Source organism: Enterobacter sp. BWH64 (assembly GCF_001037645.1).
In the GTDB taxonomy this organism is placed as follows: Bacteria; Pseudomonadota; Gammaproteobacteria; order Enterobacterales; family Enterobacteriaceae; genus Enterobacter; species Enterobacter hormaechei_C.
This window is the reverse complement of sequence record NZ_KQ089922.1, coordinates 857,778-881,736: the sequence shown is the minus strand read 5'-3', so window position 1 is coordinate 881,736 and position 23,959 is coordinate 857,778. Positions and strand designations below refer to the sequence as shown.

The following is a 23,959-nucleotide window of genomic DNA, read 5'->3' as shown; positions in this document are numbered from 1 at the left end:
AAAAACGGGCGGCCTGAGCCACCCGTTTTCGCATAAAAAGTCAATTCAGATGGCCCAGCCGCCCGCGTAGAACGCCACCAGCGCAACGGCGATGACCACGGTACCGATGTTCAGCTTACGCCACTCACCGGAGACCAGACGCCCAATCACCAGCGAGGCGAAGCCGATCATAATGCCGGTCACGATGTTACAGGTCAGCACGATGAATACCGCAGTGATCAGGCCGGACATAGCATCAACAAAATCCGCGAAGTCGATTTTCGCCACGTTGCTCAGCATCAGCAGGCCGACGTACATCAGCGCAGGTGCGGTCGCGTAAGCCGGCACCAGATAAGAGAGCGGAGAGAGGAACAGGATCAGCAGGAACAGCACGCCAACGGTGATGGCCGTCAGGCCGGTTTTACCGCCTGCCGCCGTACCCGCTGCGGACTCAATGTACACCGCCGCAGGCGCCGCACCTACCAGGCCAGAGAAAACGCTGCTCAGGGAGTCGGTGGTCAGCGCTTTGCCGCCGTCAATAATCTGTCCGTCTTTATCCAGCAGGTTAGCCTGACCGGCCACCGCGCGGATGGTGCCCGTGGCATCAAACACCGCGGTCATTACCAGCGCCAGCACGCTTGGCAGGATCACCGGGTTCAGCGCGCCCACAATATCCAGGCTGCCAATCAGGGAGTTGCCTTTGTCATCACTCAGCGACGGCATGGCGAAAATCCCGGAGAAATGAACGGTCGGGTCGAAGATCAGGCCGACGATGGACACGCCGATAATGGTCAGCAGAATGCCGCCCGGCACTTTCAGTTTTTCCAGGCCAATGATCACCGCCAGACCCACCAGCGACATGATCACCGGGAAGCTCGCGAAGTTACCCAGCGCAACCGGCAGGCCGTCCAGCGGGTTCTTGATGACCAGACCCACGCCGTTGGCAGCGATCAGCAGCAGGAACAGGCCAATACCGATGCCGGTGCCGTGCGCCACGCCCTGCGGCAGGTTGCGCAAAATCCAGCTACGAATGCCGGTTGCTGAAATTACGGTGAACAGCACGCCCATCAGGAACACGGCGCCGAGCGCTACCGGGACGCTGATATGCTGGCCCAGCACCAGGCTGAAGGCGGTAAACGCGGTCAGGGAGATGGCGCACCCGATCGCCAGCGGCAGGTTCGCCCACAGGCCCATCACAATCGAACCCACACCCGCAACCAGGCAGGTGGCAACGAAGACCGCCGCTGGCGGGAAGCCCGCTTTGCCGAGCATGCCTGGCACCACGATGACGGAGTACACCATCGCCAGAAACGTGGTCAGACCGGCAACAACTTCCTGGCGCACGGTACTGCCGCGAGCAGAAATTTTAAACATGGCGTCAAGTGAACCGCCGGTACGCGCAGATGGCGTAGACATAGAAAACATCCCCTGAAAATTTTTATTGAAAGTCCGTAAGCGTGGTGGAGACTCCACTGCCAGCGAAACGTCAAATCCTTGTGCTGCGTTTGCGACGAAAGGGGCGTCACAAAAAAAGCAAACGTTTAGCTCCGCGCTTACAAAACGGGTGGTCAAATGTAGGCAAACGATTATCTAGCCTAATACCCGCCCTTTTCAACTGAACTTTCTCGTTTTTCGCTAAAATTGCCTCATGACGATGAAGAATTAAGCAGAGGATGCGCAAACGTTATCGTCCATGCGCAATTTCGTTACATTTCATCCCTCGCCGGGGATTGTCAGCGGGCCGCCTTTCGCAAGCGTTGTCTGCCAGCCCGGACGTGCCTCCACTCTCTGTTTCCACGCCGCTATGTGGTCGAGATTGTCGATGCCGCCTCTCGCCAGCAGGGCGAAGAGGGGAAAACTCATCTGGATATCAGCCATGGTCAGCGTGTCGCCGGCAAACCAGCTGTTTTCGGCAAGATGATCGTTAATAAAGCGCGCATGCGTTTCCAGCTGGCGGTTGAGATACGCTTTTTGCACCCCCTGCCCCAGCGCCTTACCCAGCGTGCGCAGGCCAAACGGGACGGGTGGTTTGCCGAGGCTGTTAAACACCAGCTTCATTAACAGGAGCGGCATCAAAGACCCTTCAGCGTAATGCAGCCAGAAGCGATACTGCACTTTATGGGCGGGATCTAACGGTTTGAATCGTGACGCCGAATCGTACGTTTCCTGAAGATATTCCAGAATCGCGCCTGATTCGGCCAGCACCAGTCCGTTATCTTCCAGTACCGGGGATTTCCCCAGCGGATGCACTTTTTTGAGCGAATCCGGTGCAAGCATGGATTTCTCGCGCTGGTAGCGCACAATCTCATACGTCAGACCCAGCTCTTCCAGCGCCCAGAGGACGCGATGTGAACGAGACTGATTAAGGTGGTGGACCGTTAGCATGATGTTCTCCGGTGATTCATACTTTTTAACTATAGAAAACTGAACAACTTCACGAAAAAAATTCGGCTAAAATCTCACCGTCTCCGGTGGCAAAAACGGCGGCCGGGCATAGAATTAAAGTGTCAGTACAAACCGGAACCTCCTCCACAAGCTCGACACGAGGGGTACTGATGTCGGGGGAAACCCTCCCGTGAGCCAGCGGGATAGAGAGAAAGACAAAGACCGGAAAAAACTAAAGCGCCCTTAGTGGCGCTTTAGTTCTTTATGCTTGTTGCCGGGTGGCGGCTGCGCCTTACCCGACCAGCAAAACCGAGAGCGTAGGCCGGGTAAGCGAAGCGCCATCCGGCAAACACCTCTCAATCCTCCTCCAGCAACCGCGCCCCCGTTCCCTGCTCGCCCAGCCTGTCACCCGGGTTACGTAGCGGACAATCGCTGCGTGATAAACACCCGCAACCAATGCAGCCGTCCAGCTCATCGCGCAGGGCCACCAGCGTGTGAATACGACGATCCAGCTCTTCTCGCCACTGGGACGACAGCTGCTTCCACTCCTTCGCGCTCAGCGAGTGCCCTTCCGGCAATACGCCGAACGCGTCACCGATGGTGGCCAGAGGAATGCCGATACGTTGCGCAATTTTGATGATCGCCACGTAGCGGAGCACATCGCGGGTGTAGCGCCGCTGGTTTCCGGCGTTACGGATACTTTTTATTAACCCTTTGCTTTCATAGAAGTGGAGTGCCGACACCGCCACACCGCTTCGCTTAGCCACTTCACCGGGGGTTAACAGCGCTTTGATGCGCGGTAATCTCTTTTCCATAAAACCTCTTTACCTCAAGTTAACTTGAGGAATTATACTCCCCCGCAGAGAAAACGACGAATCAACCAGGACAGATGTCTCCACAGAGGGGTAACCTTATGTCGCATCAGCAAATTATTCAGACACTTATTGAATGGATTGATGAACATATCGACCAGCCGTTGAACATTGATGTGGTCGCTAAGAAGTCGGGCTATTCGAAATGGTATTTACAGAGAATGTTCCGCACCGTAATGCATCAAACGCTGGGTGATTACATTCGCCAGCGCAGGCTCCTGCTGGCGGCGCAGGCGTTACGCTCAACGCAGCGGCCCATTTTTGATATCGCAATGGATCTGGGCTATGTGTCGCAGCAGACCTTTTCCCGCGTCTTCCGCCGCGAGTTTGACCGTACGCCGAGCGACTACCGCCATCAGCTCAATTAATGCGTGTTAACGCAAGGGTTGCTGCTGCCAGGCCATAAATGCCTGGGGCGGCATCGCTTTCGCGAAGTGCCATCCCTGACAATACTGCACGCCACGCTTCAGCAACCAGCTCACCTGCTCCCCCGTCTCGACCCCTTCCGCAATGGTTTTCAGCCGCAGGCTTTGCGCCATCTCAATGATGTGCTCGGCAATCAGGTGGCTGGTGCTGTTGGTGGTTAAGGTATCGATAAAGGATTTGTCGATTTTCAGGATATCGACGTTCAGCGAATAGAGGTTATGCAGGTTAGAGTAACCGGTTCCGAAATCATCAATCGCCACTTCATACCCCGCCTGGCGAAACGCCTGAATGACCGGCGTGGTTTTTGGCACGTCAATAAACCCCCGCTCCGTCACCTCAATTTTGATTTGCTGCGCGCGAACCGAGTAAAAGCGGGCTTTGTCGGAGATCAGGGCGATAAGACGCGAAGAGTGAAAATCCGACGCCGACAGGTTAATCGAGACATACAGATCGGGATGAGCGGCAAGAAAATGGCCCAGATCGCTGAACACCTCCTCCACGACGTAATCCGTAATGCGCTCAATCATCCCCTCTTTTTCTGCCAGGGGAATAAATTCCGCCGGGCTCATAACCTGACCGTTGAATCCAGGCCAGCGCAACAACGCCTCTGCCCCCACGCACTGGTTATTTTTAATATCAATAATGGGCTGATAATGGACGCACAGCTGGCGTTTATTCAGCGCCCGGTGCAGAAGTCGGCCAGGCGAATTGAATTCACGGTGTGTACGCGACCACACCAGCAGAATAATAATGCTGCAAATTATCCCCAGCGGTAGCGTCAGGGTAGCCTGATGATAAAGCGTTTTATAAAAACGGGCGCTGGAGGTTGAAACGATGGCCGCAATCGGCCGCTGCCCGGATTTCACGATCGTATAAAAACGGTCACCTTTCTGAAAAGTCGTTTCCTGATGTCGAAGCATCGAATGCAATAAAGAAATATTGGCTTTCTGGCTTACAGAAAAGAATGCATTGCTGACGGTGTCATACACCCCCCACGACAGGGAACGATCGTCTGACATCACCTCACTGTACGAAAGCGGGTTGACCACTGCGACATAATTTCCGCGCTGCATATATATCATTTTATAACCATCAAAAAATGGCGTATCGCGAAAATAATAGATAGCAACGTCGGGTTTACGTGTGTAATTGGCAGCGGGAATGGTGTAAGGATGATCCGGCGTAAAAAGGGTCGAGCAGAGAAACGACTGGCCTTCAGCATAAATTAAATCGGCAACAAAAAGACGACCGCGGGAAACGTTCAACATATATTGACGATGCTCCGGCGTACACACTTTTCCCTGATATTTTTCCGCGTCTTCCCGGGCCAGATCAACCTGTTGAATAACCCGTTCAGTTTTGTTTAAAGCAAGTTCAGCAAACGTGCGCAGCTGGGCGCTGATTTCCGACACGGCTCTAAGCTGGGCAAACCATAGCGCAAGCATCACCGGCAGCATAACTACCATGATAATCCCGACCACTTTGAGCATGTTGCGCAGCGCGCTACGATTCATTTCCCGCTCTGTATCCCTGCATGTTGTACGCCTGTAGCAATGAAGACCGGCTGCTTTGATAAACAGGTGATTACGTTGCATGAATCATGGGAAGTTAGCAACTGACTTTTGGTATTAAAAATCCTAAAATTCGTGATGCCGATAATATTTTCCCGTAAGCCAAACTAAAAGTATTCATTTCGTTTCTGATAAGGAAAATAATTACCCGCGACAGGTGTGGAAAATTCGCTGGCTGAAATAGCCTGCTCTTTGTTCTTATGCTGATTTATAAATAATCAGACGCCAGGACCGTTTTTCCTCTTCCCGTACGCTTGGCGTCATATAATGCCTTATCGGCACGCATCAGTATGGCAGAAGTATCCCGTTGCCCCTGACAGACTTCAACCACCCCGGCGCTGAAAGAGAGTACCAGCGTTTTATCGCCCACACGCAGCGGTTTTGAGATCAGCGCGGCACGCAGCCGGGAAGAGAGCAACGTAGCGGCTATACCATCCGTGTGCGCCAGCAGAAGAACAAACTCTTCGCCCCCCACCCGTCCCAGCGCCGACCCGGCCGGGCTCACCTCGCGAATACGGTCGCAAAAGTGGATCAATGCCGCATCGCCAACCTGATGTCCCCACCGATCGTTGATCTGCTTGAAATAATCGAGATCGAACATCAGGAGACAGAAGCGGCTACTGACATCCTGCGGCGAACTGGCTGCCAGCGCTATTTTGAGACGCTGTAAGATTGTCGAGCGATTCAGCCAGCCCGTCAGATCGTCCGTGGTGGCTTTGACGGTCAGCTGCTGTTCTGCTTTTTTACGTTCGGTGATATCCAGGCCAATGTTGAGAATGGAGTTATCCGGCAAAAGGATGTTTGACCAGAGAATGGTTAACTGCGTCCCGTCTTTACGCACCGGGTGCCATTCGTACATATCCTTAAGTGGTGCGAAACGAACCGACTCCTGCACGCGCTGTCGCTCCTCAGGATCCGGGTAAAACAGGGCCAGCGGATCGGGATGCTCGCCGATTTCAGTCATACTCCAGCCAAAGACTTTTTCGCATTCGGCATTCCACAATACACACCGGTTATGCCTGTCAAAGGCGTTCATTAATACCGGAGCACGCTCAAATAAGGTTTTATATTGCGTGACGACGCGCTGCATTTCCTGCGCCGTTTTTTCCCGCACGATGATGTCATCAAAATAATCTTTTAGCTTCTCAACCAATACCACCACGATATTTTTCAATATCGGCAACGAGGTCAGTTTTTCATTAAAAGCCAAAAAGAAATAACCACTGCACTGTCTGCCATGCGCTGAGAATTTACACAGCACGCCGCTTTGCAGCCGCGCATAGCCTGGGTGCTGAGGGGAAAATACCGCCCGGCCAATATGCTCTTTCCAGTAGATAACCCGCCAGGCGCGGTGATGCCGCTGCAACAGGGTGCTGGCAAGAAAATCCGCCACGTTAAAGGCGTGACACGTCACGTCGCCGGCACAAACCACGCGCGGCCCGTCTGCGGATTCGACACTGACCCATGAGAGATTTGCCCCCAGTGCGCTGTTGATAATTTCCAGCATTTCAACCGGCGAACACTGCGCGTTGAGTTGCGGCATCAGCTTCGCCAGGGCGTGCAACGCCTGCATGCTGTCGTTAATAATCTCGCGTCTTTTTTCTTTCATTATCTTTTCGCAGGTCATTAATCGAGAGAGCAACCGCAATAATTCATATCTGAATAAAAGAATAAGACCACGAAATCAAAGAGCATGCCGAGTGTAAAACAAAGAATACAAAATCCAAAAAAGTCAATTAATTCAATGCGATGAATTATTTTTGCGGGTACATTTATTGTTCCACACAAGCATAATCCATAGATATACTGCTGTAAACGCTATACAGCCGATGGCGTTTTGCAAAGGTTTTACTATCTGGATGAAATAAAAATAAAAATTCCGACCAGACGTCGTTCTGAGCGACGACGATATATTTTCCCCGGCAATAATCCCACTTTTACCTCACGCGGATACTGGCGAATAAAACAGCAAATGTGATATAGTTCACACATCTTATGTAACGAGAAACATTGTTTCATTCCAGTTCGTCTGTTTTGTCGAGGATGGGTTTTATGGCAACCATTACCACCAGCATGGTGCTCCTGCGCTGGCCGTTGTTGAGCGCGGTTTTGATGTTCCTGGCCAGCACGTTAAACATTCAGTTTCGAAAGTCCGACTACGCAGGTCTTGCTGTGATTAGCACCCTGTTAGGGTTGGGCGCCGCATGCTGGTTCGCGACAGGTTTGCTTGGCATTACGCTGGTAGACATTGCCGCCGTCTGGGAAAACATTAAAGGGGTGATGGTTGAAGCCATGAGCCACACTCCGCCAGACTGGCCGATGGTGATTACCTGATAGCCTGTTATAAAAAAACCCAGACATTGTCTGGGTTTTTTGTTTTTCACGCGTCTGGATATCAGAACGGGATATCGTCGTCGAAATCCATTGGCGGTTCGTTAGACGGTGCCGGAGCAGACTGCTGCTGCGGACGGGACTGCGCGCCGCCGCTGAACTGGTTGCCGCCCTGAGGCTGCTGAGGCTGACCCCAACCACCCTGCTGCTGATTCTGACCGCCACCTGCCGGTGCGCCACCGCCCTGACGGCCACCCAGCATTTGCATGGTGCCGCCCACATTCACCACCACTTCCGTGGTGTACTTCTCAGCGCCGGATTGGTCGGTCCATTTGCGGGTACGCAGCTGGCCTTCGATATAGACCTGAGAACCTTTACGCAGATACTCACCGGCCACTTCGGCCAGTTTGCCAAACAGCACAACGCGGTGCCATTCGGTCTGCTCTTTCATTTCTCCGGTCGCTTTATCACGCCAGGATTCGGAAGTAGCCAGCGTAATGTTGGCAACTGCGCCACCACTCGGCATGTAGCGTACTTCCGGGTCCTGGCCCAGATTACCGACGAGAATCACCTTGTTTACGCCTCTGCTGGCCATGTTCGTGTCTCCTGAATACGTTTCTTAATAGTGTAAACGCGCGAGTGTACCATTTCCATGCTGCACTTTGATAGTTGCGTAGCACGTTCCAGAGTTCTCCCGCGAACTCGACATTGTTACACAGTGAATCAGAAAATGCATTCCAATACTGTATATTCAAACAGGTCATTTTGTGTCATAATTAGCCGTTTCTGACAGCCGTTTGTCCTTCAAACAAATCAGGCAATCCGTGTTCCAACCGGGAAAGGTGAATGGATAAGATCGAAGTTCGGGGCGCCCGCACCCATAATCTCAAGAATATCAACCTCATAATCCCTCGCGACAAACTCATCGTCGTGACCGGGCTTTCGGGGTCTGGCAAATCCTCACTGGCTTTCGACACTTTGTATGCCGAAGGACAGCGTCGTTACGTTGAATCGCTCTCGGCGTACGCGCGTCAGTTCCTGTCGCTGATGGAAAAACCGGATGTCGACCACATTGAAGGGTTGTCCCCTGCTATCTCCATTGAGCAGAAATCCACATCGCATAACCCGCGCTCCACGGTCGGTACCATTACCGAAATCCATGACTACCTGCGTCTGCTGTATGCGCGCGTGGGCGAGCCGCGCTGCCCGGATCACGATGTCCCGCTGGCGGCACAAACCGTGAGCCAGATGGTGGATAACGTGCTGTCGCAGCCGGAAGGCAAACGCCTGATGCTGCTGGCGCCGATCATTAAAGAGCGTAAGGGCGAGCACACCAAAACGCTGGAGAACCTGGCAAGCCAGGGCTATATCCGCGCCCGTATCGACGGTGAAGTGTGTGACCTGTCCGATCCGCCAAAGCTGGAGCTGCAAAAGAAACACACCATCGAAGTGGTGATTGACCGCTTTAAGGTACGTGAAGATCTGGCGACGCGTCTGGCGGAATCCTTTGAAACGGCGCTGGAACTCTCTGGCGGCACGGCGGTGGTGTCAGACATGGACGATGCAAAAGCGGAAGAGCTGCTCTTCTCCGCCAACTTCGCCTGCCCGATTTGCGGCTACAGCATGCGCGAGCTGGAACCGCGCCTGTTCTCGTTCAACAACCCGGCGGGCGCGTGCCCGACCTGTGACGGCCTGGGCGTTCAGCAGTATTTCGACCCGGACCGCGTGATTCAGAACCCGGAACTGTCGCTGGCGGGTGGCGCTATTCGCGGCTGGGATAAGCGTAATTTTTACTACTTCCAGATGCTGAAATCGCTGGCTGAGCACTATAAGTTCGACGTTGAAGCCCCGTGGGCCAGCCTGAGCGCGAACGTACATAAAGTGATCCTGTTCGGTTCCGGCAAAGAGAATATTGAGTTCAAGTACATGAACGATCGCGGTGACACTTCCGTGCGTCGCCACCCGTTCGAAGGGGTGTTGCACAACATGGAGCGCCGCTACAAAGAGACCGAATCCAGCGCGGTGCGTGAGGAGCTGGCGAAGTTCATCAGCAACCGCTCCTGCGCCACCTGCGAGGGTACACGTCTGCGTCGCGAAGCGCGTCACGTGTTTGTCGAAAACACGGCACTGCCGACCATCTCAGACATGAGCATCGGCCACGCGATGGACTTCTTCAACAACCTGAAGCTCTCCGGTCAGCGCGCGAAAATCGCTGAAAAAGTGCTGAAAGAGATCGGCGATCGCCTCAAGTTCCTCGTGAACGTCGGTCTGAACTACCTGACGCTTTCCCGCTCGGCTGAAACGCTGTCCGGCGGTGAAGCCCAGCGTATCCGCCTGGCGAGCCAGATTGGCGCGGGCTTAGTCGGCGTGATGTACGTGCTGGATGAGCCGTCTATCGGCCTGCACCAGCGCGACAACGAACGCCTGCTCGGCACGCTGGTTCACCTGCGTAACCTCGGCAACACGGTAATCGTGGTCGAGCACGACGAAGATGCGATCCGCGCCGCGGACCACGTGATCGACATCGGCCCGGGCGCAGGCGTACACGGCGGCCAGGTGGTCGCGGAAGGGACGCTGAAAGACATCATGGCGGTGCCTGAATCGCTGACCGGCCAGTACATGAGCGGCAAGCGCAAAATTGAAGTGCCGAAACAGCGCGTGGCGGCGAACCCGGAAAAAGTGCTGAAGCTGACCGGCGCGCGCGGCAACAACCTGAAGGACGTGACCCTGACGCTGCCTGTCGGGCTGTTTACCTGCATCACCGGCGTGTCCGGTTCCGGTAAATCGACGCTGATCAACGATACGCTGTTCCCGATTGCGCAGACGGCGCTGAACGGCGCGACGCTGGCCGAGCCTGCGCCGTACCGCGACATTCAGGGGCTGGAGCATTTCGACAAGGTTATCGACATCGATCAGAGCCCGATTGGCCGTACGCCGCGTTCCAACCCGGCGACCTATACCGGCGTCTTTACGCCCGTACGTGAACTCTTTGCCGGCGTGCCGGAAGCGCGTTCACGCGGCTATACGCCAGGCCGTTTCAGCTTTAACGTGCGCGGCGGCCGCTGTGAAGCGTGCCAGGGCGACGGCGTAATCAAGGTTGAGATGCACTTCCTGCCGGATATCTACGTGCCGTGCGACCAGTGCAAAGGTAAGCGTTATAACCGCGAAACGCTGGAGATTAAGTACAAAGGCAAGACCATCCACGAAGTGCTGGATATGACCATCGAAGAGGCGCGCGAGTTCTTTGACGCCGTCCCTGCGCTGGCGCGTAAGCTGCAAACCCTCATGGATGTGGGTCTGACCTATATTCGTCTGGGGCAGTCAGCGACAACGCTGTCCGGCGGTGAAGCGCAGCGCGTGAAGCTGGCGCGTGAGCTGTCCAAACGCGGTACCGGTCAGACGCTGTATATTCTGGATGAGCCGACCACCGGCCTGCACTTTGCGGATATCCAGCAGCTGCTGGACGTGCTGCACCAGCTGCGCGATCAGGGCAACACCATCGTGGTGATTGAGCACAACCTGGACGTGATTAAAACCGCTGACTGGATTGTCGATCTCGGCCCGGAAGGCGGCAGCGGCGGCGGTGAAATCCTCGTCTCCGGTACGCCAGAGACCGTTGCAGAGTGCGAAGCCTCGCACACCGCGCGCTTCCTCAAACCGTTGCTGTAATCGTCACACGGAGAGCTGCTGTCGGATCGTTTCCGGCAGCAGTTCAACCGCCTGTAGATACGACGCATCCACCAGGTAGTAAATTTGCGAATCTGGCAGCGAGCCGTCGAGAAACACCGTACTCCAGTGCGCTTTATTCAGATGCTTACTTGGCCTGACATCATCGTGCTGCTGGCGCAGTAAGTCGGCCAGTTCCGGACTGGTTTTCAGTGATGCCGCAGGCCGCGCATCCACCTCTTTCACCATCGCGAACAGCACATCCCCCACTTTGATCTGCGTGGCTTTCCAGTCGCTGTGAACGCTTTGTTCCGCACCCGGCTTGCTCATGCAGTACTGAAGTATCTCCGAAATTGTCATCTTTATTCCCCTTGTAGCGTTGCGATAATTTTACGCGAACCACCGTGAATGCGATGTTCTCCCAGCCAGATCCCCTGCCACGTTCCCAGCTGTAGCCGTCCGTTGTGGACCGGCAGCATCAGCGAGACGCCCAGCAAAGAGGATTTGATGTGCGAAGGCATATCGTCCGTCCCCTCATAGTCATGCTCATAAGGCGCGTTGTCCGGGACGCTCTTCAGAAAATGGTGCTCCATGTCGGACCGGACGGTGGGATCGCAATTTTCATTGAGCGTGAGAGAAGCAGACGTGTGCTGAAGCAGCAGATGCAGCAAACCCGTTTTGACGCGCGACAGGTCGCGGATTTGCCCGATGACTTCGTCCGTCACAAGGTGAAATCCGCGTGGTTTTGCGCTTAAGGTCAGGGTCTGTTGATACCACATGTGCTGCTCCATTATGAAAGGTGAATCTTTCTAAGTGTGCAGCAAGAAAGCGAAAGGTAAAACCCGCGCAGCGAGATTTGCTTAAAAAAGCATTCACCCCGCCGTTAATACATCAGTATTCAGAGTTAACGATCACCTCTTCACCAAATTTTCCGGCCATCGGCAGCGGTCGGTAGGTGGAGTTCGAGGCGCGTAGCACCCTGATGCCTCTGGCTCCCACGTCTTGCGCCGCGGTGATGTCGTTATCTGAATCCCCGTAGAACACTTTGATATTTTTCTTTTCCAGCCACTGGGTTTTGGTGTTTTGCCCTTCCTGGTCCCCGGCAAAAATGACCGGGTTCATGCTGGCCGCCGGGATCAGGAAATCATCCTGTAGCGTTTTCGAGACGGTTTCGGTTTTGGTCTGGCTACGTCCGGTCACGAAGTAAATGCTGTCGCCGCGCTTTACGTGCATGGCGATCAGCGCGCGGGCAACCTCTTTCGGGATACTGAACTCATCCCAGCCGTTGTTCATCTTTTCCCAGAATTCCGGGTTTTTCAGATAGGCTTCGCTGTCCGGGGAGTACGTTTTTTTACCGCGCCAGAAACCGGGGCTGGAGAAGAGAACGGTATCGTCAATATCGAAGCCCACGGCTATCGGCGGGCGACCCGTCAGGCTATTTTCGATTTGTGCCACTGAAACCCAGTGAATGGGGGCCTGTTCGGCAAGAATGGCGGCGGTAGTGCCGGTGTAAAGCGGCGTGGGTGCAGAAGCCCGTGCAACAACGGCGCTATTAAGCGAGAACAATAAGCAGGCGGCGCTGAGCGCCAGTGTGATCTTGCGCATATTTTCCCCTGAATATTCAGTTTGTTATCTTTTTATTTTGAGCGGATGGTCAAAAAACTATCCGACCATAACCCCAGCGGTAGGGGAAGGAAAGGAGTTTTTACTTATGGGGCTGAATAAAAAGAAGACGATCACAAAGCGCAGAAGAAACGTGTAGGTCCGGTAAGCGAAGCGCCACCGGGCAATGACTGGCACCGGCGCGAACAAAAAAGCCGGGTGGCGGCTACGCCTTACCCGGCCTACATACAGTATGCAAGTAAGTGAATGCTTACATTACGGATGCAAACGCCTGCGCCACGCGCTGGACGTTGCTGGCATTCAGACCCGCCACGCACATACGGCCGCTGGCGATCAGGTAGACACCGAACTCTTCGCGCAGTCGATCGACCTGCGCTGCGCTCAGTCCGGTGTAGCTGAACATCCCGCGTTGCTTGAGAAGATAATCAAAGTTATGCCCAGGCACGGCCTCTTTCAGGACGTTAACCAGCTCCTGACGCATCGACAGGATGCGCTTACGCATCGCTTCGACTTCCGCAAGCCAGGACGCTTCCAGCGTTTCGTCACCGAGAACTGTCGCCACCACCTGTGCACCAAAGTTCGGCGGGCTGGAGTAGATCCGGCGGACCGTCGCTTTCAGCTGACCGAGTACGCGTCCCGCGGCTTCGGCGTCTTCACACACCACGGACAGGCCGCCAACGCGCTCGCCGTACAGGGAGAAGATTTTTGAGAACGAGTTGCTGACCAGAGCGGGAAGCCCCGCGCTGGCAATCGCGCGAATGGCATAGGCGTCTTCCTCCATGCCCGCGCCAAAGCCCTGATAGGCGATGTCGAGGAACGGGATCAGGTTACGCGCCTTCAGTATCTCGATCACCGCATCCCACTGGGCATTGGTGAGGTCCGCACCGGTCGGATTATGACAGCACGGATGCAGCAATACGATACTGCGCTCCGGCAGGGTGTTCAGTTTTTCCAGCAGCGCATCAACGCGCACGCCGTTGGTTTCGCTGTCGAACCACGGATAGGTCGCCACCTTAAAGCCCGCGCCCTCGAAGATCGCAACGTGGTTTTCCCACGTCGGGTCGCTGACCCATACGCCGGAATCCGGGAAGTACTTTTTCAGGAAATCTGCGCCTACCTTCAGCGCACCCGAGCCACCCAGCGTCTGGATAGTCGCCACGCGCTTTTGCGCGAGCACCGCGTGGTCCGCACCAAACAGCAGCGGCGCGATAGTGTTGCGGTAGGTGTTTAATCCTTCCATCGGCAGATAAAGCGAAGCACCGTGCGGGGTTGCGTTCAGACGCGCTTCAGCTTCGGCAACGGCTTTCAACTGAGGAATGATGCCGTCTTCGTTGTAGTAAAGACCAATGCTGAGGTTCACTTTGTCGCTGCGAGGATCTTCTTTGAAACGCTCCATCAAGGAGAGGATAGGGTCGCCGGCGTAGGCGTCTACTTTCTGAAACACGCGATGTTCTCCGGATTATTATGAGGCAGGGCATTCAACAATAAACCGGAAGCGGAAGAAGATCGAGGGGATGTTAACAGAAGCGGGATGCATCGCATCCCGCTCATGCTTAGTCGACGTATTTCATTGCGACCCTTGAAGTAAGGCGCGTGATAAGTTCGTAAGCACTCACTTTTGTTATTTCAGCAATACGCTCTACCGGCAGGCCTTCACCCCACATCACCGCATCGTCCCCCGCTTTATCCTGCGCGTCGGGCCCAAGATCAACACAAATCATGTCCATCGCCACGCGACCGACAATCTTGACTTCGCGTCCATTGACCAGCACCGGCGTCCCCGTTGGCGCGGCGCGGGGATAGCCGTCGCCGTAGCCCATCGCCACCACGCCAATACGCGTGTCGTGCTCGCTGGTCCAGGTGCCGCCGTAACCCACCGGCTCTCCCGCTTTGTGCTCACGCACGGCAATCAGCTTTGAAACCAGCGACATAACCGGCTTAAAGCCAAAGTCCGGACCCCAGGGTTTGTTCTCCAGCGGCGAAACGCCATAAAGAATGATGCCCGGACGCGCCCAGTCGAAGTGCGACTGCGGCCATAGCAGGATCCCGCCGGACGCCGCAATGGAGCGCATCCCCGGTTTGCCTTCGCAGAAGGTGTTGAAGATATCAAGCTGCTGTTCCGTTGCGCCGCATTCAGGCTCATCGGCGCGGGCAAAGTGGCTGACGATATTCACTGGCTGACGCACATTTTTGCACTGACTCAGACGCTGATAAAACGCCTCCGCGCTTTCCGGCCGCACGCCCAGACGGTGCATGCCCGTGTCGAGCTTCATCCAGACGGTGACCGGCTCGCTCAGTTCAGCCGTTTCCAGCGCGGCCAGCTGTTCTTCGTTATGCACCGCCGTGTGCAGGTGCTGATCGGCAATGGTCGGCAGGTCCGAGGCTTCAAAAAAGCCTTCCAGGAGCAGTATCGGTTGCGTAATTCCACCTGCGCGCAGGCGGAGAGCTTCTTCGAGACGGGCGACGCCAAAAGCGTCGGCATCGGGGAGCGTTCGCGCGGTCTCAAGAAGACCGTGTCCGTAAGCGTTCGCTTTCACGACTGCAACGAGCTTACTGGCGGGCGCCAGTTCTCGCAGACGTTGCAGGTTGTGTCGCAGAGCGCGGCGGTTAATAACAACAGTTGCCGCTTGCATTTGAATTCCTTAGAAATTACTCATCATCATATTGAGGACCGGCATAGTTGTCGAAACGCGACCACTGGCCGTTAAAGGTCAGACGTACCGTACCGATGGGGCCGTTACGTTGCTTACCAATAATAATTTCGGCGATCCCTTTCAGATCGCTGTTCTCGTGATAAACCTCATCACGGTAGATGAACATGATTAAGTCGGCATCCTGCTCGATGGAGCCGGATTCACGCAGGTCGGAGTTGACCGGGCGCTTGTCTGCACGTTGTTCCAGAGAGCGGTTAAGCTGCGATAGCGCCACCACCGGCACGTGCAGCTCTTTGGCTAACGCCTTGAGCGAGCGGGAAATCTCGGCAATCTCCAGCGTACGGTTGTCGGAAAGCGACGGAACGCGCATCAGCTGAAGGTAGTCGATCATGATGAGGCCGATACCACCGTGTTCACGGGCGATACGGCGCGCGCGGGAGCGCACTTCCGTCGGCGTCAGGCCGGAGGAGTCATCGATATAGATGTTCCGTTTTTCCAGCAAAATCCCCATGGTTCCCGAGATGCGCGCCCAGTCCTCATCGTCCAGCTGGCCGGTACGGATGCGGGTCTGATCCACGCGCGACAGGGACGCCAGAGAACGCATCATGATCTGTTCAGAGGGCATCTCAAGACTGAAGATAAGCACCGGCTTATCCTGCAACATCGCCGCGTTTTCGACGAGGTTCATCGCAAATGTCGTTTTACCCATCGACGGACGCGCCGCGACGATAATCAAATCCGATGGCTGAAGACCTGCCGTTTTCTTGTTGAGATCGTCATAACCGGTGTTCACCCCCGTCACGCCATCGTGCGGCTGCTGGAAAAGCTGCTCAATACGCGCAACCGTGGCGTCGAGCACATCGGCGATATTTTTTGGGCCTTCGTCTTTGTTCGCACGGCTTTCGGCGATTTTAAAGACGCGGGATTCCGCCAGGTCGAGCAGATCTTCGCTGGTGCGCCCCTGGGGATCGAAACCGGCCTCGGCGATCTCATTCGCCACCGAGATCATCTCGCGGACAACGGCACGTTCACGAACGATATCAGCGTAAGCGCTGATGTTCGCGGCACTTGGCGTGTTTTTTGACAGTTCTGCCAGATAGGCAAATCCGCCGACGCTGTCGAGCTGTCCCAGACGCTCCAGCGATTCTGCGAGCGTAATCAGGTCGATAGGGCTGCCCGACTCCTGCAAACGCGCCATTTCCGTAAAGATGTGGCGGTGCGGGCGGGTATAGAAGTCTTCCGCGACAACGCGCTCGGCGACGTCGTCCCAGCGTTCGTTATCCAGCATTAAACCGCCCAACACCGACTGTTCCGCTTCAATCGAGTGCGGCGGGACTTTTAACCCGGCGACCTGATAATCACGCTCACGAGGTTCAGTCTGTTTGTTGAAGGGTTTGTTTCCTGCCATAGTGAATGGAGTTACCGAGATAAAGAGTGGGTCGAAAGATTACCACATTCTGGAGGAAGCATGGCAACACGTATTGAATTTCACAAGCATGGTGGCCCTGACGTACTCAAAGCGGTGGAATTTACCCCCGCTGCGCCTGGCGAGAACGAAATCCAGGTGGAAAACAAAGCGATCGGCATTAACTACATCGATACCTATATTCGCGGCGGCCTCTATCCGCCTCCGTCGATGCCAAGCGGACTGGGCACCGAGGCGGCCGGTATCGTCAGCAAAGTGGGCAGCGCGGTTAAGCACATTAAGGAAGGCGATCGCGTGGTGTACGCACAGTCGGCGCTGGGCGCTTACAGCTCCATCCATAACGTTCCGGCCGAGAAAGCGGCGCTTCTGCCAAATGCGATCGGCTTCGAGCAGGCTGCCGCCTCATTCCTGAAAGGGCTGACGGTCTATTATCTGCTGCGCAAAACCTACGAAATTAAGCCTGACGAGCAATTCCTGTTTCACGCAGCCGCAGGTGGCGTGGGGCTGATTGCCTGCCAGTGGGCGAAAGCCCTGGGCGCGAAGCTGATCGGCACCACAGGCAGCGCGCAAAAAGCGCAGCGCGCGCTGGACGCGGGCGCATGGCAGGTGATCAACTACCGGGAAGAGAGCATCGTTGAGCGGCTGAAAGAGATCACTGGCGGCAAAAAGGTCCGCGTGGTGTATGACTCGGTGGGGAAAGACACCTGGGAATCTTCGCTGGACTGCCTGCAACGTCGCGGGCTAATGGTGAGCTTCGGAAATGCCTCCGGGGCAGTCACCGGCGTCAACCTGGGCATTCTGAATCAGAAAGGGTCGCTATACGTCACTCGCCCTTCCCTGCAAGGTTACATCACCAACCGGGAAGAACTTGAGGAAGCCAGCAACGAGCTGTTCTCGCTGATCGCCAGTGGGGTAATTAAAGTGGATGTGGCAGAGGCGCAGAAATATCCGCTGACCGATGCGCAGCGCGCGCATGAGGTGCTGGAGAGCCGGGCAACGCAGGGATCAAGTCTGTTAATTCCCTGAGCCATAAAAAGAAATTGGGCTTCCCGTGGGAAGCCCTTTCTTTTTTTAGTTCGGCTGTATGTAGGGTACAGCTCGATGAATTCTTTAGCGGCAGCCATAGTGACAGATTCGATAAGTAAATCCTATTCTGTTCTAAGGATTGCTGCCGGAAAAGTTGCAGGTATGTGACGTACACCTCAATACCTTAGTAACGGAAGCGGTTATTACGCTGATAAGTGGGCAGTTTTGGTGATTTAATCGCCCGTATCGCCCATACCACCGCAATCGCCAGAAGTAACCACGGCAAGAGTTTAATCGTCAGGGCAAATAAACCGCCAACAAACATCACCACCGTGGCCACGACGAGCGCGGCCAGGATACCGAGCAGCGATACGCCCGTGACCATCAGCATGATAAAGAAGCCAATCACAAAAAGTAGTTCCAGCATGGTGCTCTCCCACGAGTTCCCGAATGATGCTGCGATCGTTACAAGAAACATGCCAAAAATAAGTCGTTGTTCTGAAAGCAAAACGCCCCGCAATGTGTTGCAGGGCGTGGCGTATTTGACCATCTTTTAGCGAAATTTAACGTTTATCCGCAACCAGACGCAGCGCGTGTTCAAGGACCTCAATATCCGCACCGGCCTTATGCGCGTTTTCGCTGAGATAACGACGCCACTGGCGCGCGCCAGGAATGCCCTGGAACAGGCCAAGCATATGGCGGGTAATGTGGCCCAGATACGTACCATGACTCAGCTCGCGCTCAATGTACGGATACATGGCGCGCACTACTGCCACGGGATCGGTGTCAGCACCGTCAACGCCAAAGATTTCCCGGTCAACCGTCGCCAGAATGCCCGGATTCTGATACGCCTCGCGTCCGACCATCACGCCATCCATATGTTCGAGATGCGCTTTGGCCTCGTCCAGCGACGTAATACCGCCGTTGATCGACATGGTCAGGTGCGGGAAGTCGCGTTTTAGCTGGTACACGCGCGGGTAGTCCAGCGGCGGGATCTCGCGGTTTTCTTTCGGGCTGAGGCCAGAGAGCCAGGCTTTACGGGCGTGGATGATAAACATCTCGCATTCACCCTTCCCTGATACGGTGTTGATGAAATCACACAGGAACTCGTAGCTGTCCTGGTCGTCTATGCCGATACGAGTTTTGACCGTGACCGGGATAGAGACGACGTCGCGCATCGCTTTGATACAGTCCGCCACCAGATGTGCATTACCCATCAGACACGCGCCGAACATACCGTTTTGCACACGGTCGGACGGGCAACCGACGTTGAGGTTAATCTCGTCATAGCCGCGTTCTTCAGCCAGCTTCGCGCACTGCGCCAGCGCAGCCGGATCGCTGCCACCCAGTTGCAGCGCAACCGGATGCTCCTCTTCGCTGTACGCCAGATAATCGCCCTTGCCGTGAATAATTGCGCCGGTAGTGACCATTTCGGTGTACAGCAGCGTATGGCGGGAGAGCTGACGCAGGAAATAGCGGCAGTGTCTGTCCGTCCAGTCGAGCATTGGCGCAATGGAGAAACGGTGTGCAGGGAAAGCGGTCTGGAGTTCTGACGACATGGCGAAGTTTTAAGCATCTGGTGGAAAAGGGGCGCTACTATAGCACAAAGAAAAGCCGGAGGCGCAGCGCCTCCGGTGTACTTTAGAACGTCATGCTCAACTGTGCCCCTGCGCCCCAGGTCTCGTCTTCGCCATAAAGCCCCATCAGGTCAACGTGGACGGAGTTGAACGGCGCGAAACCGACACCGCCGGTAAAGACGTTGCTGTCGTTCCCTTTCATATCCGCACGATAACCGGCGCGTACTGCCAGCCAGCTCAGCGGCGTGACTTCGGCACCAACGCCAACGTACTGGGAGGTGTCTTCGCTTTTAAAGCCCTTGGTTTCGGTCAGATCGCCATCTGCGGTCAGCGTGACCAGATCGTTGTGCCAGGCGGCCCCGGCAGTGACCAGCGGACGGATCTGATAAGTGTCTTTATAACTCACCACCTCTCCCGTACGCCCGTTGCGGATGCGGATATCTTTGGTATCGATATCGCGCGACATCAGGTTTTGCCCGCTCACGCCGACCGTCCAGTTTTCACCGAAATCAGCAGCAATACCGGCATCGACGTTGAAGCCAGTGTCGTCGGTACGGTAGCGGCTGTCGTTCCACTTATTACTGTCGTAATCGTAGATTGAAGTGGTGTAGTTATAGAGCCAGGTTTTTTGCAGCTTCGGCGTGACGCCAACGGAAACCGGAACGCCGCCAAGATCGAACTGACGGGCCACCGCAATACCGTAGACGGACACAATCGCCGCCCGACCAGACGCCGTAGAGTTAAGGTTTTTGGTGATCTGATCGGTACCGTTTAGCGCGGCATCCAGCGCCACACCGGCAGCCACCGCATCGCTTCGTTGTATACCGCGCAGATAATCAATGTCCTGCTGATCGATTGAAGAGCTGACCCGGCCATGGGCATAGCCTTTTGCCATAAAGGCCACGGAAAGAACATCGTTAGGGATACTGACGGCAATCCCCGCCCCTGCGGTGGCGTGTGCGGTCTTGCCTTTCAGGTAGTCCAGTTCATCAGCGAGATCTTTCGCTGCGCCCTGGAACTGATTGATCGAACCTAATGGATTGGTGATAACTTCAATGGGGGTCAGACTATCAACCACATCCTTGTAATGATTGATTTTGTCGTTAATGGTATCAATCTCGTCCTGAAGATTGTCTTCATCGGTCACCTGCACGCCAACGGACGGCAAAATGACCGTCACATCATCCTCTGGCTTAGATTTTGCCAGTAACGCGGGGTTGATTAACGCCCCGCTGCCATAGCTCCCTGCCGCGACACCCGTTCCGCCCATTGCGTCGCTACGCGCTTCCGTCCAGGTATTGGCTGCTCCCGCCTGATTTGCCATAAAAAAGGAGACAGCGATGCTAACCATCGAAAATTTAAAATGTTTTTTCACAGTGTGCTCGTAAATAGTTTGTTATTAGTTAACCCTGTCTGTTATCACCCAAACAGGAACGAACTATTGCTGTGAATAAGTGCAAAAAGACCCGCTATTTCCTTAAGTTAAATTCCATCCCGGCCTGTTGTAATATGTGACGACCATCAATATTTATAGAAGAGGAAATTATTTTCGCCCAGGTTTTCCATCGTGCGGCCCAAAAAACTGAGGCGGATGGTCGACCCAGCGGTCTTCGCGCGTCGCGGCATACACCGGATTGAGCGGATAGTAGATGCGGTTATGTTTTTTATTGGCCTCACCCACCACCAGTAAGCGCACCTCTTCATCGGTATTGTTGATAAAGGTGTGACACACGCCCGTCCCGGCTGGAAATCCCACGCTGTCTCCGGGTTCGAGCTTCCATAAATAGCCATTGATCCAGGCCTCAGGGTAACCCTCCAGAACGTAAACAAACTCCTCTTCGTCGCTTTCCGCATGCGGATAAGACGTACGGCGTCCGGGTGGCAGCCGTTCATGGTGAATACCAATGCGGCCGAGACCCAGCCTGCGGGCCAGCGGCGCGCCAACAGAAAAACGTTCGTTACTGTCAGGATACGTTGCGTCATCGGCGCCTTCCACGTCCCGCCAGTGCCGAATACAGTCAGGTCTTTTCATTTTGCGATCTCCTGATTTGCGATGCGTCAGGTATAGCACAGCCTGGCGGATCTCGGTGTTTTTAGCAGAACATGATAAAGTGAATGTTTTCACCCCTTACCATATCCGAGGTGCCCGATGGACAAGTCCACAAAAGAGCTGTTAGCGCAAGCTGAAAAGCTGTGCGCGCAACGCAATGTGCGCCTGACCCCGCAGCGCCTTGAGGTACTGCGTCTGATGAGCCTGCAACAGGGCGCCATCAGCGCCTACGATCTGCTCGATCTGCTGCGTGAAAGCGAGCCGCAGGCAAAACCGCCGACCGTTTATCGGGCGCTGGATTTTCTGCTGGAGCAAGGGTTTGTGCATAAAGTGGAATCAACAAACAGCTATGTGCTGTGCCATCTTTTTGACCAGCCAACTCACACGTCCGCCATGTTTATCTGCGATCGCTGTGGTGTGGTGAAGGAAGAGTGTGCGGAAGGTGTGGAAGATATTATGCATACGCTGGCAGCCAGAATGGGCTTTGCGCTGCGCCATAACGTGATTGAAGCCCACGGCTTATGTTCTGCCTGCGTGGAGGTGGAGTCATGCAGCCATCAGGATGCCTGTCAGCACGATCACTCTATCCTGGTGAAGAAAAAGCCGCGTTAAAGCCAAAGAAAAAGGCGGCTCAGGGCCGCCCTTGGGGATAGTGCCGGTTACCAGCGGTAGTCGTTACGGGTTTCCCAGTCTTTGACTTCATTTTCCGCCTGATCTTTTTCGTAACCGTAGCGCTCCTGGATTTTGCCTACCAGCTGATCGCGCTTACCTTCAATGACGGTCATATCGTCATCTGTCAGCTTACCCCACTGTTCTTTCGCTTTACCTTTGAATTGCTTCCAGTTGCCGCCGATTTCGTCTTTATTCATAATCGTGTCCTCGTGTTAAGCGTCTATGAGTATCGTCCGCTTCGTTCTTTTCTGCTGGACGTGATTATTATTGTAGTTAAGGATTCGGCAGTTGTTTTTATATTCGGAATCTTTAACCGTTACGATATATCGTGCGGGGCTGGAAACCAGGTATTGTTTCGCCAGTGACGATGCCAGATAACGGCCAGCGAAAGGCCACGCAGTGAGAGAAACACCGCCAGCGCCAGCCACAGGCCATGATTGCCGAGATACGGCAGGGTTAGCAGCGTCAGGCCGAACCCCGCCGCCGCGACGGCCATGCTGTTGCGCATCTCCGCCCCTCGCGTCGCACCAATAAACATGCCGTCCAGCAAATAGCACCACACGCCCACCACCGGTAATACTACCTGCCAGAGGATGTAGCGATCTGCCAGCTCACGTAGCGCGGGCAACGAGGTGAGTAACGCGACAATATGCCCACCAAAACAGGCGTATACCAGAGCAAAGACCAGCGCCACCAGGCCCGCCTGACGACAGGCAGCACGCCAGACTTCACGTAACTGGCCGCTTTCACGCGCGCCATAGGCCTGCCCTGAATGCGCCTCCACGGCGTAAGCAAAACCATCCAGCGCGTAAGCGGTAAAGGTCAGTAATGTCATAAGCACTGCGTTGACGGCAACGATCTCAGGCCCAAGACGCGCACCAAAAACGGTTAATGCACCAAAGCAGAGTTGCAGCAGAAGCGAACGGAGCATGATGTCGCGATTAAGCGCCAGCAGCTTTCGAATGTTGCCGCGCCAGGCCGATTTCAGCAGATCCAGGGTGATACCGCGCATCGCCAGCACGCGCCAGACCATCCCCAAACCGATCAGCAGCGTACCGTACTCGGCAATCGCCGTGGCCAGCGCCGCGCCCCGGACGTTCATGTGCAGCCCCATCACCAGCCAGAGATCGAGCACAATGTTAAGCAGGTTGCCCACCACCAGCAGGATCACCGGCGCGCGGGCGTACTGCACGCCCAGCAGCCAGCCCAGCAGGACCAGGTTTGCCAGTGAAGCGGGCGCGCTGAGCCAGCGAATTTCGAGGAACCGCCGGGCCTGTTCCAGTACGGCATCGCTGCCGCCTACAATATGGAGCGCAAGATCAATCAGCGGCGTACGCAACAGAACGATTAACGCGCCGGCACCGAATGCCAGAATGAGCGGCTGAACCAGCGCACGCGCCAGACGCAGGGGATCTTTTGCACCATACGCCTGGGCCGTCAGGCCTGTCGTACTCATGCGCAGAAAAAGCAGCAGCATAAAGAGGAAGCTGGTCGCCGTTGCGCCGATCGCGACGCCGCCAAGATAAATCGGCGAATCGAGATGCCCGATAACCGCCGTATCCACCAGCCCCAGCAGAGGAACGGTAATATTGGAAAAAATCATCGGTAGCGCAAGACGCCACAACGCCTTATCGGCAGAAGTTAGCAATGCCATGGAAATTACCGGAATCAGAAAACAGGCCAGGCTGTAGAGGAACTACA

23 protein-coding genes are annotated in these 23,959 nt (G+C 55.2%); 5 read left to right on the top strand and 18 right to left on the bottom strand.

Translation table 11 applies throughout. The features are described from left to right. Positions 1–45: 45 nt before the first annotated feature. From ghxP to soxR, 3 genes are all read right to left on the bottom strand, one after another. Positions 46–1,395, bottom strand: coding sequence for a guanine/hypoxanthine transporter GhxP (gene ghxP, locus SK50_RS04205; RefSeq protein ID WP_006810466.1), 1,350 nt, complete (start codon positions 1,393–1,395; stop codon positions 46–48). Between the two features lie 297 nt (positions 1,396–1,692). Further along, positions 1,693–2,364: a glutathione S-transferase family protein gene (locus SK50_RS04200; protein WP_017694715.1), complete on the bottom strand. Its 672-nt coding sequence runs from the start codon at positions 2,362–2,364 to the stop codon at positions 1,693–1,695. Between the two features lie 356 nt (positions 2,365–2,720). Continuing rightward, positions 2,721–3,179 carry a redox-sensitive transcriptional activator SoxR gene (gene soxR / locus SK50_RS04195; protein WP_003860275.1) on the bottom strand — a complete coding sequence of 153 codons (459 nt, stop codon included), beginning with the start codon at positions 3,177–3,179 and terminating at the stop codon, positions 2,721–2,723. Positions 3,180–3,277: 98 nt separating this feature from the next. Between soxR and soxS the strand changes: the two genes are divergently transcribed. After that, positions 3,278–3,604: a superoxide response transcriptional regulator SoxS gene (gene soxS / locus SK50_RS04190; RefSeq protein WP_003860277.1), complete on the top strand. Its 327-nt coding sequence runs from the start codon at positions 3,278–3,280 to the stop codon at positions 3,602–3,604. 6 nt (positions 3,605–3,610) lie between these two features. Here the strand turns inward: soxS and SK50_RS04185 are convergent, their stop codons facing one another. Next, the gene (locus SK50_RS04185; protein WP_015570189.1) at positions 3,611–5,176 is read right to left on the bottom strand and encodes an EAL domain-containing protein; all 1,566 of its coding nucleotides are present in this window, start codon (positions 5,174–5,176) and stop codon (positions 3,611–3,613) included. 265 nt (positions 5,177–5,441) lie between these two features. Continuing rightward, on the bottom strand, positions 5,442–6,842 hold the full coding sequence (locus SK50_RS04180) for a sensor domain-containing diguanylate cyclase (protein ID WP_048229109.1): 1,401 nt from the start codon (positions 6,840–6,842) through the stop codon (positions 5,442–5,444). 443 nt (positions 6,843–7,285) lie between these two features. Here SK50_RS04180 and SK50_RS04175 point away from each other — a divergent pair, with 443 nt between their 5' ends. Continuing rightward, a complete protein-coding gene (locus SK50_RS04175) occupies positions 7,286–7,567 on the top strand; it encodes a YjcB family protein (RefSeq protein WP_048229107.1) in 282 nt (93 codons plus the stop codon). A gap of 61 nt (positions 7,568–7,628) precedes the next feature. On the opposite strand, the gene ssb1 is transcribed toward SK50_RS04175, so the two are convergent. Beyond that, the gene (gene ssb1, locus SK50_RS04170) at positions 7,629–8,159 is read right to left on the bottom strand and encodes a single-stranded DNA-binding protein SSB1 (protein WP_006177466.1); all 531 of its coding nucleotides are present in this window, start codon (positions 8,157–8,159) and stop codon (positions 7,629–7,631) included. A gap of 251 nt (positions 8,160–8,410) precedes the next feature. On the opposite strand from ssb1, the gene uvrA reads away from it, so the two are divergent. Then, positions 8,411–11,233, top strand: a complete 2,823-nt coding sequence (gene uvrA, locus SK50_RS04165; RefSeq protein WP_003860287.1) for an excinuclease ABC subunit UvrA — start codon at positions 8,411–8,413, stop codon at positions 11,231–11,233. Positions 11,234–11,236: 3 nt separating this feature from the next. On the opposite strand, the gene SK50_RS04160 is transcribed toward uvrA, so the two are convergent. The 6 genes from SK50_RS04160 to dnaB all read right to left on the bottom strand — a co-directional run bounded on the left by SK50_RS04160 (position 11,237) and on the right by dnaB (position 16,915). After that, positions 11,237–11,590, bottom strand: a complete 354-nt coding sequence (locus SK50_RS04160; protein WP_017382628.1) for an MmcQ/YjbR family DNA-binding protein — start codon at positions 11,588–11,590, stop codon at positions 11,237–11,239. Positions 11,591–11,592: 2 nt separating this feature from the next. Then, the gene (locus tag SK50_RS04155) at positions 11,593–12,009 is read right to left on the bottom strand and encodes a secondary thiamine-phosphate synthase enzyme YjbQ (protein ID WP_045344650.1); all 417 of its coding nucleotides are present in this window, start codon (positions 12,007–12,009) and stop codon (positions 11,593–11,595) included. 112 nt (positions 12,010–12,121) lie between these two features. Then, a complete protein-coding gene (aphA, locus tag SK50_RS04150; RefSeq protein WP_017382626.1) occupies positions 12,122–12,835 on the bottom strand; it encodes an acid phosphatase AphA in 714 nt (237 codons plus the stop codon). A 268-nt stretch (positions 12,836–13,103) separates the two neighbouring features. Then, positions 13,104–14,297 carry an aromatic amino acid transaminase gene (gene tyrB, locus SK50_RS04145; protein ID WP_045344651.1) on the bottom strand — a complete coding sequence of 398 codons (1,194 nt, stop codon included), beginning with the start codon at positions 14,295–14,297 and terminating at the stop codon, positions 13,104–13,106. Positions 14,298–14,406: 109 nt separating this feature from the next. Next, a complete protein-coding gene (gene alr / locus SK50_RS04140) occupies positions 14,407–15,486 on the bottom strand; it encodes an alanine racemase (protein WP_045344652.1) in 1,080 nt (359 codons plus the stop codon). Between the two features lie 16 nt (positions 15,487–15,502). After that, positions 15,503–16,915 (bottom strand): replicative DNA helicase, encoded by a 1,413-nt coding sequence (dnaB, locus tag SK50_RS04135; RefSeq protein ID WP_003860298.1) that lies wholly within the window; start codon positions 16,913–16,915, stop codon positions 15,503–15,505. Between the two features lie 60 nt (positions 16,916–16,975). Between dnaB and SK50_RS04130 the strand changes: the two genes are divergently transcribed. Continuing rightward, positions 16,976–17,959 (top strand): quinone oxidoreductase, encoded by a 984-nt coding sequence (locus SK50_RS04130; protein ID WP_003860300.1) that lies wholly within the window; start codon positions 16,976–16,978, stop codon positions 17,957–17,959. A 184-nt stretch (positions 17,960–18,143) separates the two neighbouring features. Here the strand turns inward: SK50_RS04130 and pspG are convergent, their stop codons facing one another. The 4 genes from pspG to SK50_RS04110 form a co-directional block, all read right to left on the bottom strand. After that, positions 18,144–18,386, bottom strand: coding sequence for an envelope stress response protein PspG (gene pspG, locus SK50_RS04125; protein ID WP_017382623.1), 243 nt, complete (start codon positions 18,384–18,386; stop codon positions 18,144–18,146). A 136-nt stretch (positions 18,387–18,522) separates the two neighbouring features. Beyond that, the gene (gene dusA, locus SK50_RS04120; protein ID WP_023295762.1) at positions 18,523–19,518 is read right to left on the bottom strand and encodes a tRNA dihydrouridine(20/20a) synthase DusA; all 996 of its coding nucleotides are present in this window, start codon (positions 19,516–19,518) and stop codon (positions 18,523–18,525) included. An 82-nt stretch (positions 19,519–19,600) separates the two neighbouring features. After that, entirely contained in the window at positions 19,601–20,887 is a 1,287-nt protein-coding gene (gene traF / locus SK50_RS04115; protein ID WP_369799556.1) for a conjugal transfer protein TraF, read from the bottom strand. Between the two features lie 192 nt (positions 20,888–21,079). Next, on the bottom strand, positions 21,080–21,568 hold the full coding sequence (locus SK50_RS04110; RefSeq protein ID WP_017382621.1) for a cupin domain-containing protein: 489 nt from the start codon (positions 21,566–21,568) through the stop codon (positions 21,080–21,082). 117 nt (positions 21,569–21,685) lie between these two features. Here SK50_RS04110 and zur point away from each other — a divergent pair, with 117 nt between their 5' ends. After that, on the top strand, positions 21,686–22,198 hold the full coding sequence (gene zur, locus SK50_RS04105; RefSeq protein WP_032103677.1) for a zinc uptake transcriptional repressor Zur: 513 nt from the start codon (positions 21,686–21,688) through the stop codon (positions 22,196–22,198). Positions 22,199–22,245: 47 nt separating this feature from the next. Here the strand turns inward: zur and SK50_RS04100 are convergent, their stop codons facing one another. Continuing rightward, a complete protein-coding gene (locus tag SK50_RS04100; RefSeq protein ID WP_003860314.1) occupies positions 22,246–22,455 on the bottom strand; it encodes a CsbD family protein in 210 nt (69 codons plus the stop codon). A gap of 119 nt (positions 22,456–22,574) precedes the next feature. After that, the gene (gene dinF / locus SK50_RS04095) at positions 22,575–23,912 is read right to left on the bottom strand and encodes an MATE family efflux transporter DinF (protein ID WP_023302925.1); all 1,338 of its coding nucleotides are present in this window, start codon (positions 23,910–23,912) and stop codon (positions 22,575–22,577) included. Positions 23,913–23,959: the final 47 nt, after the last annotated feature.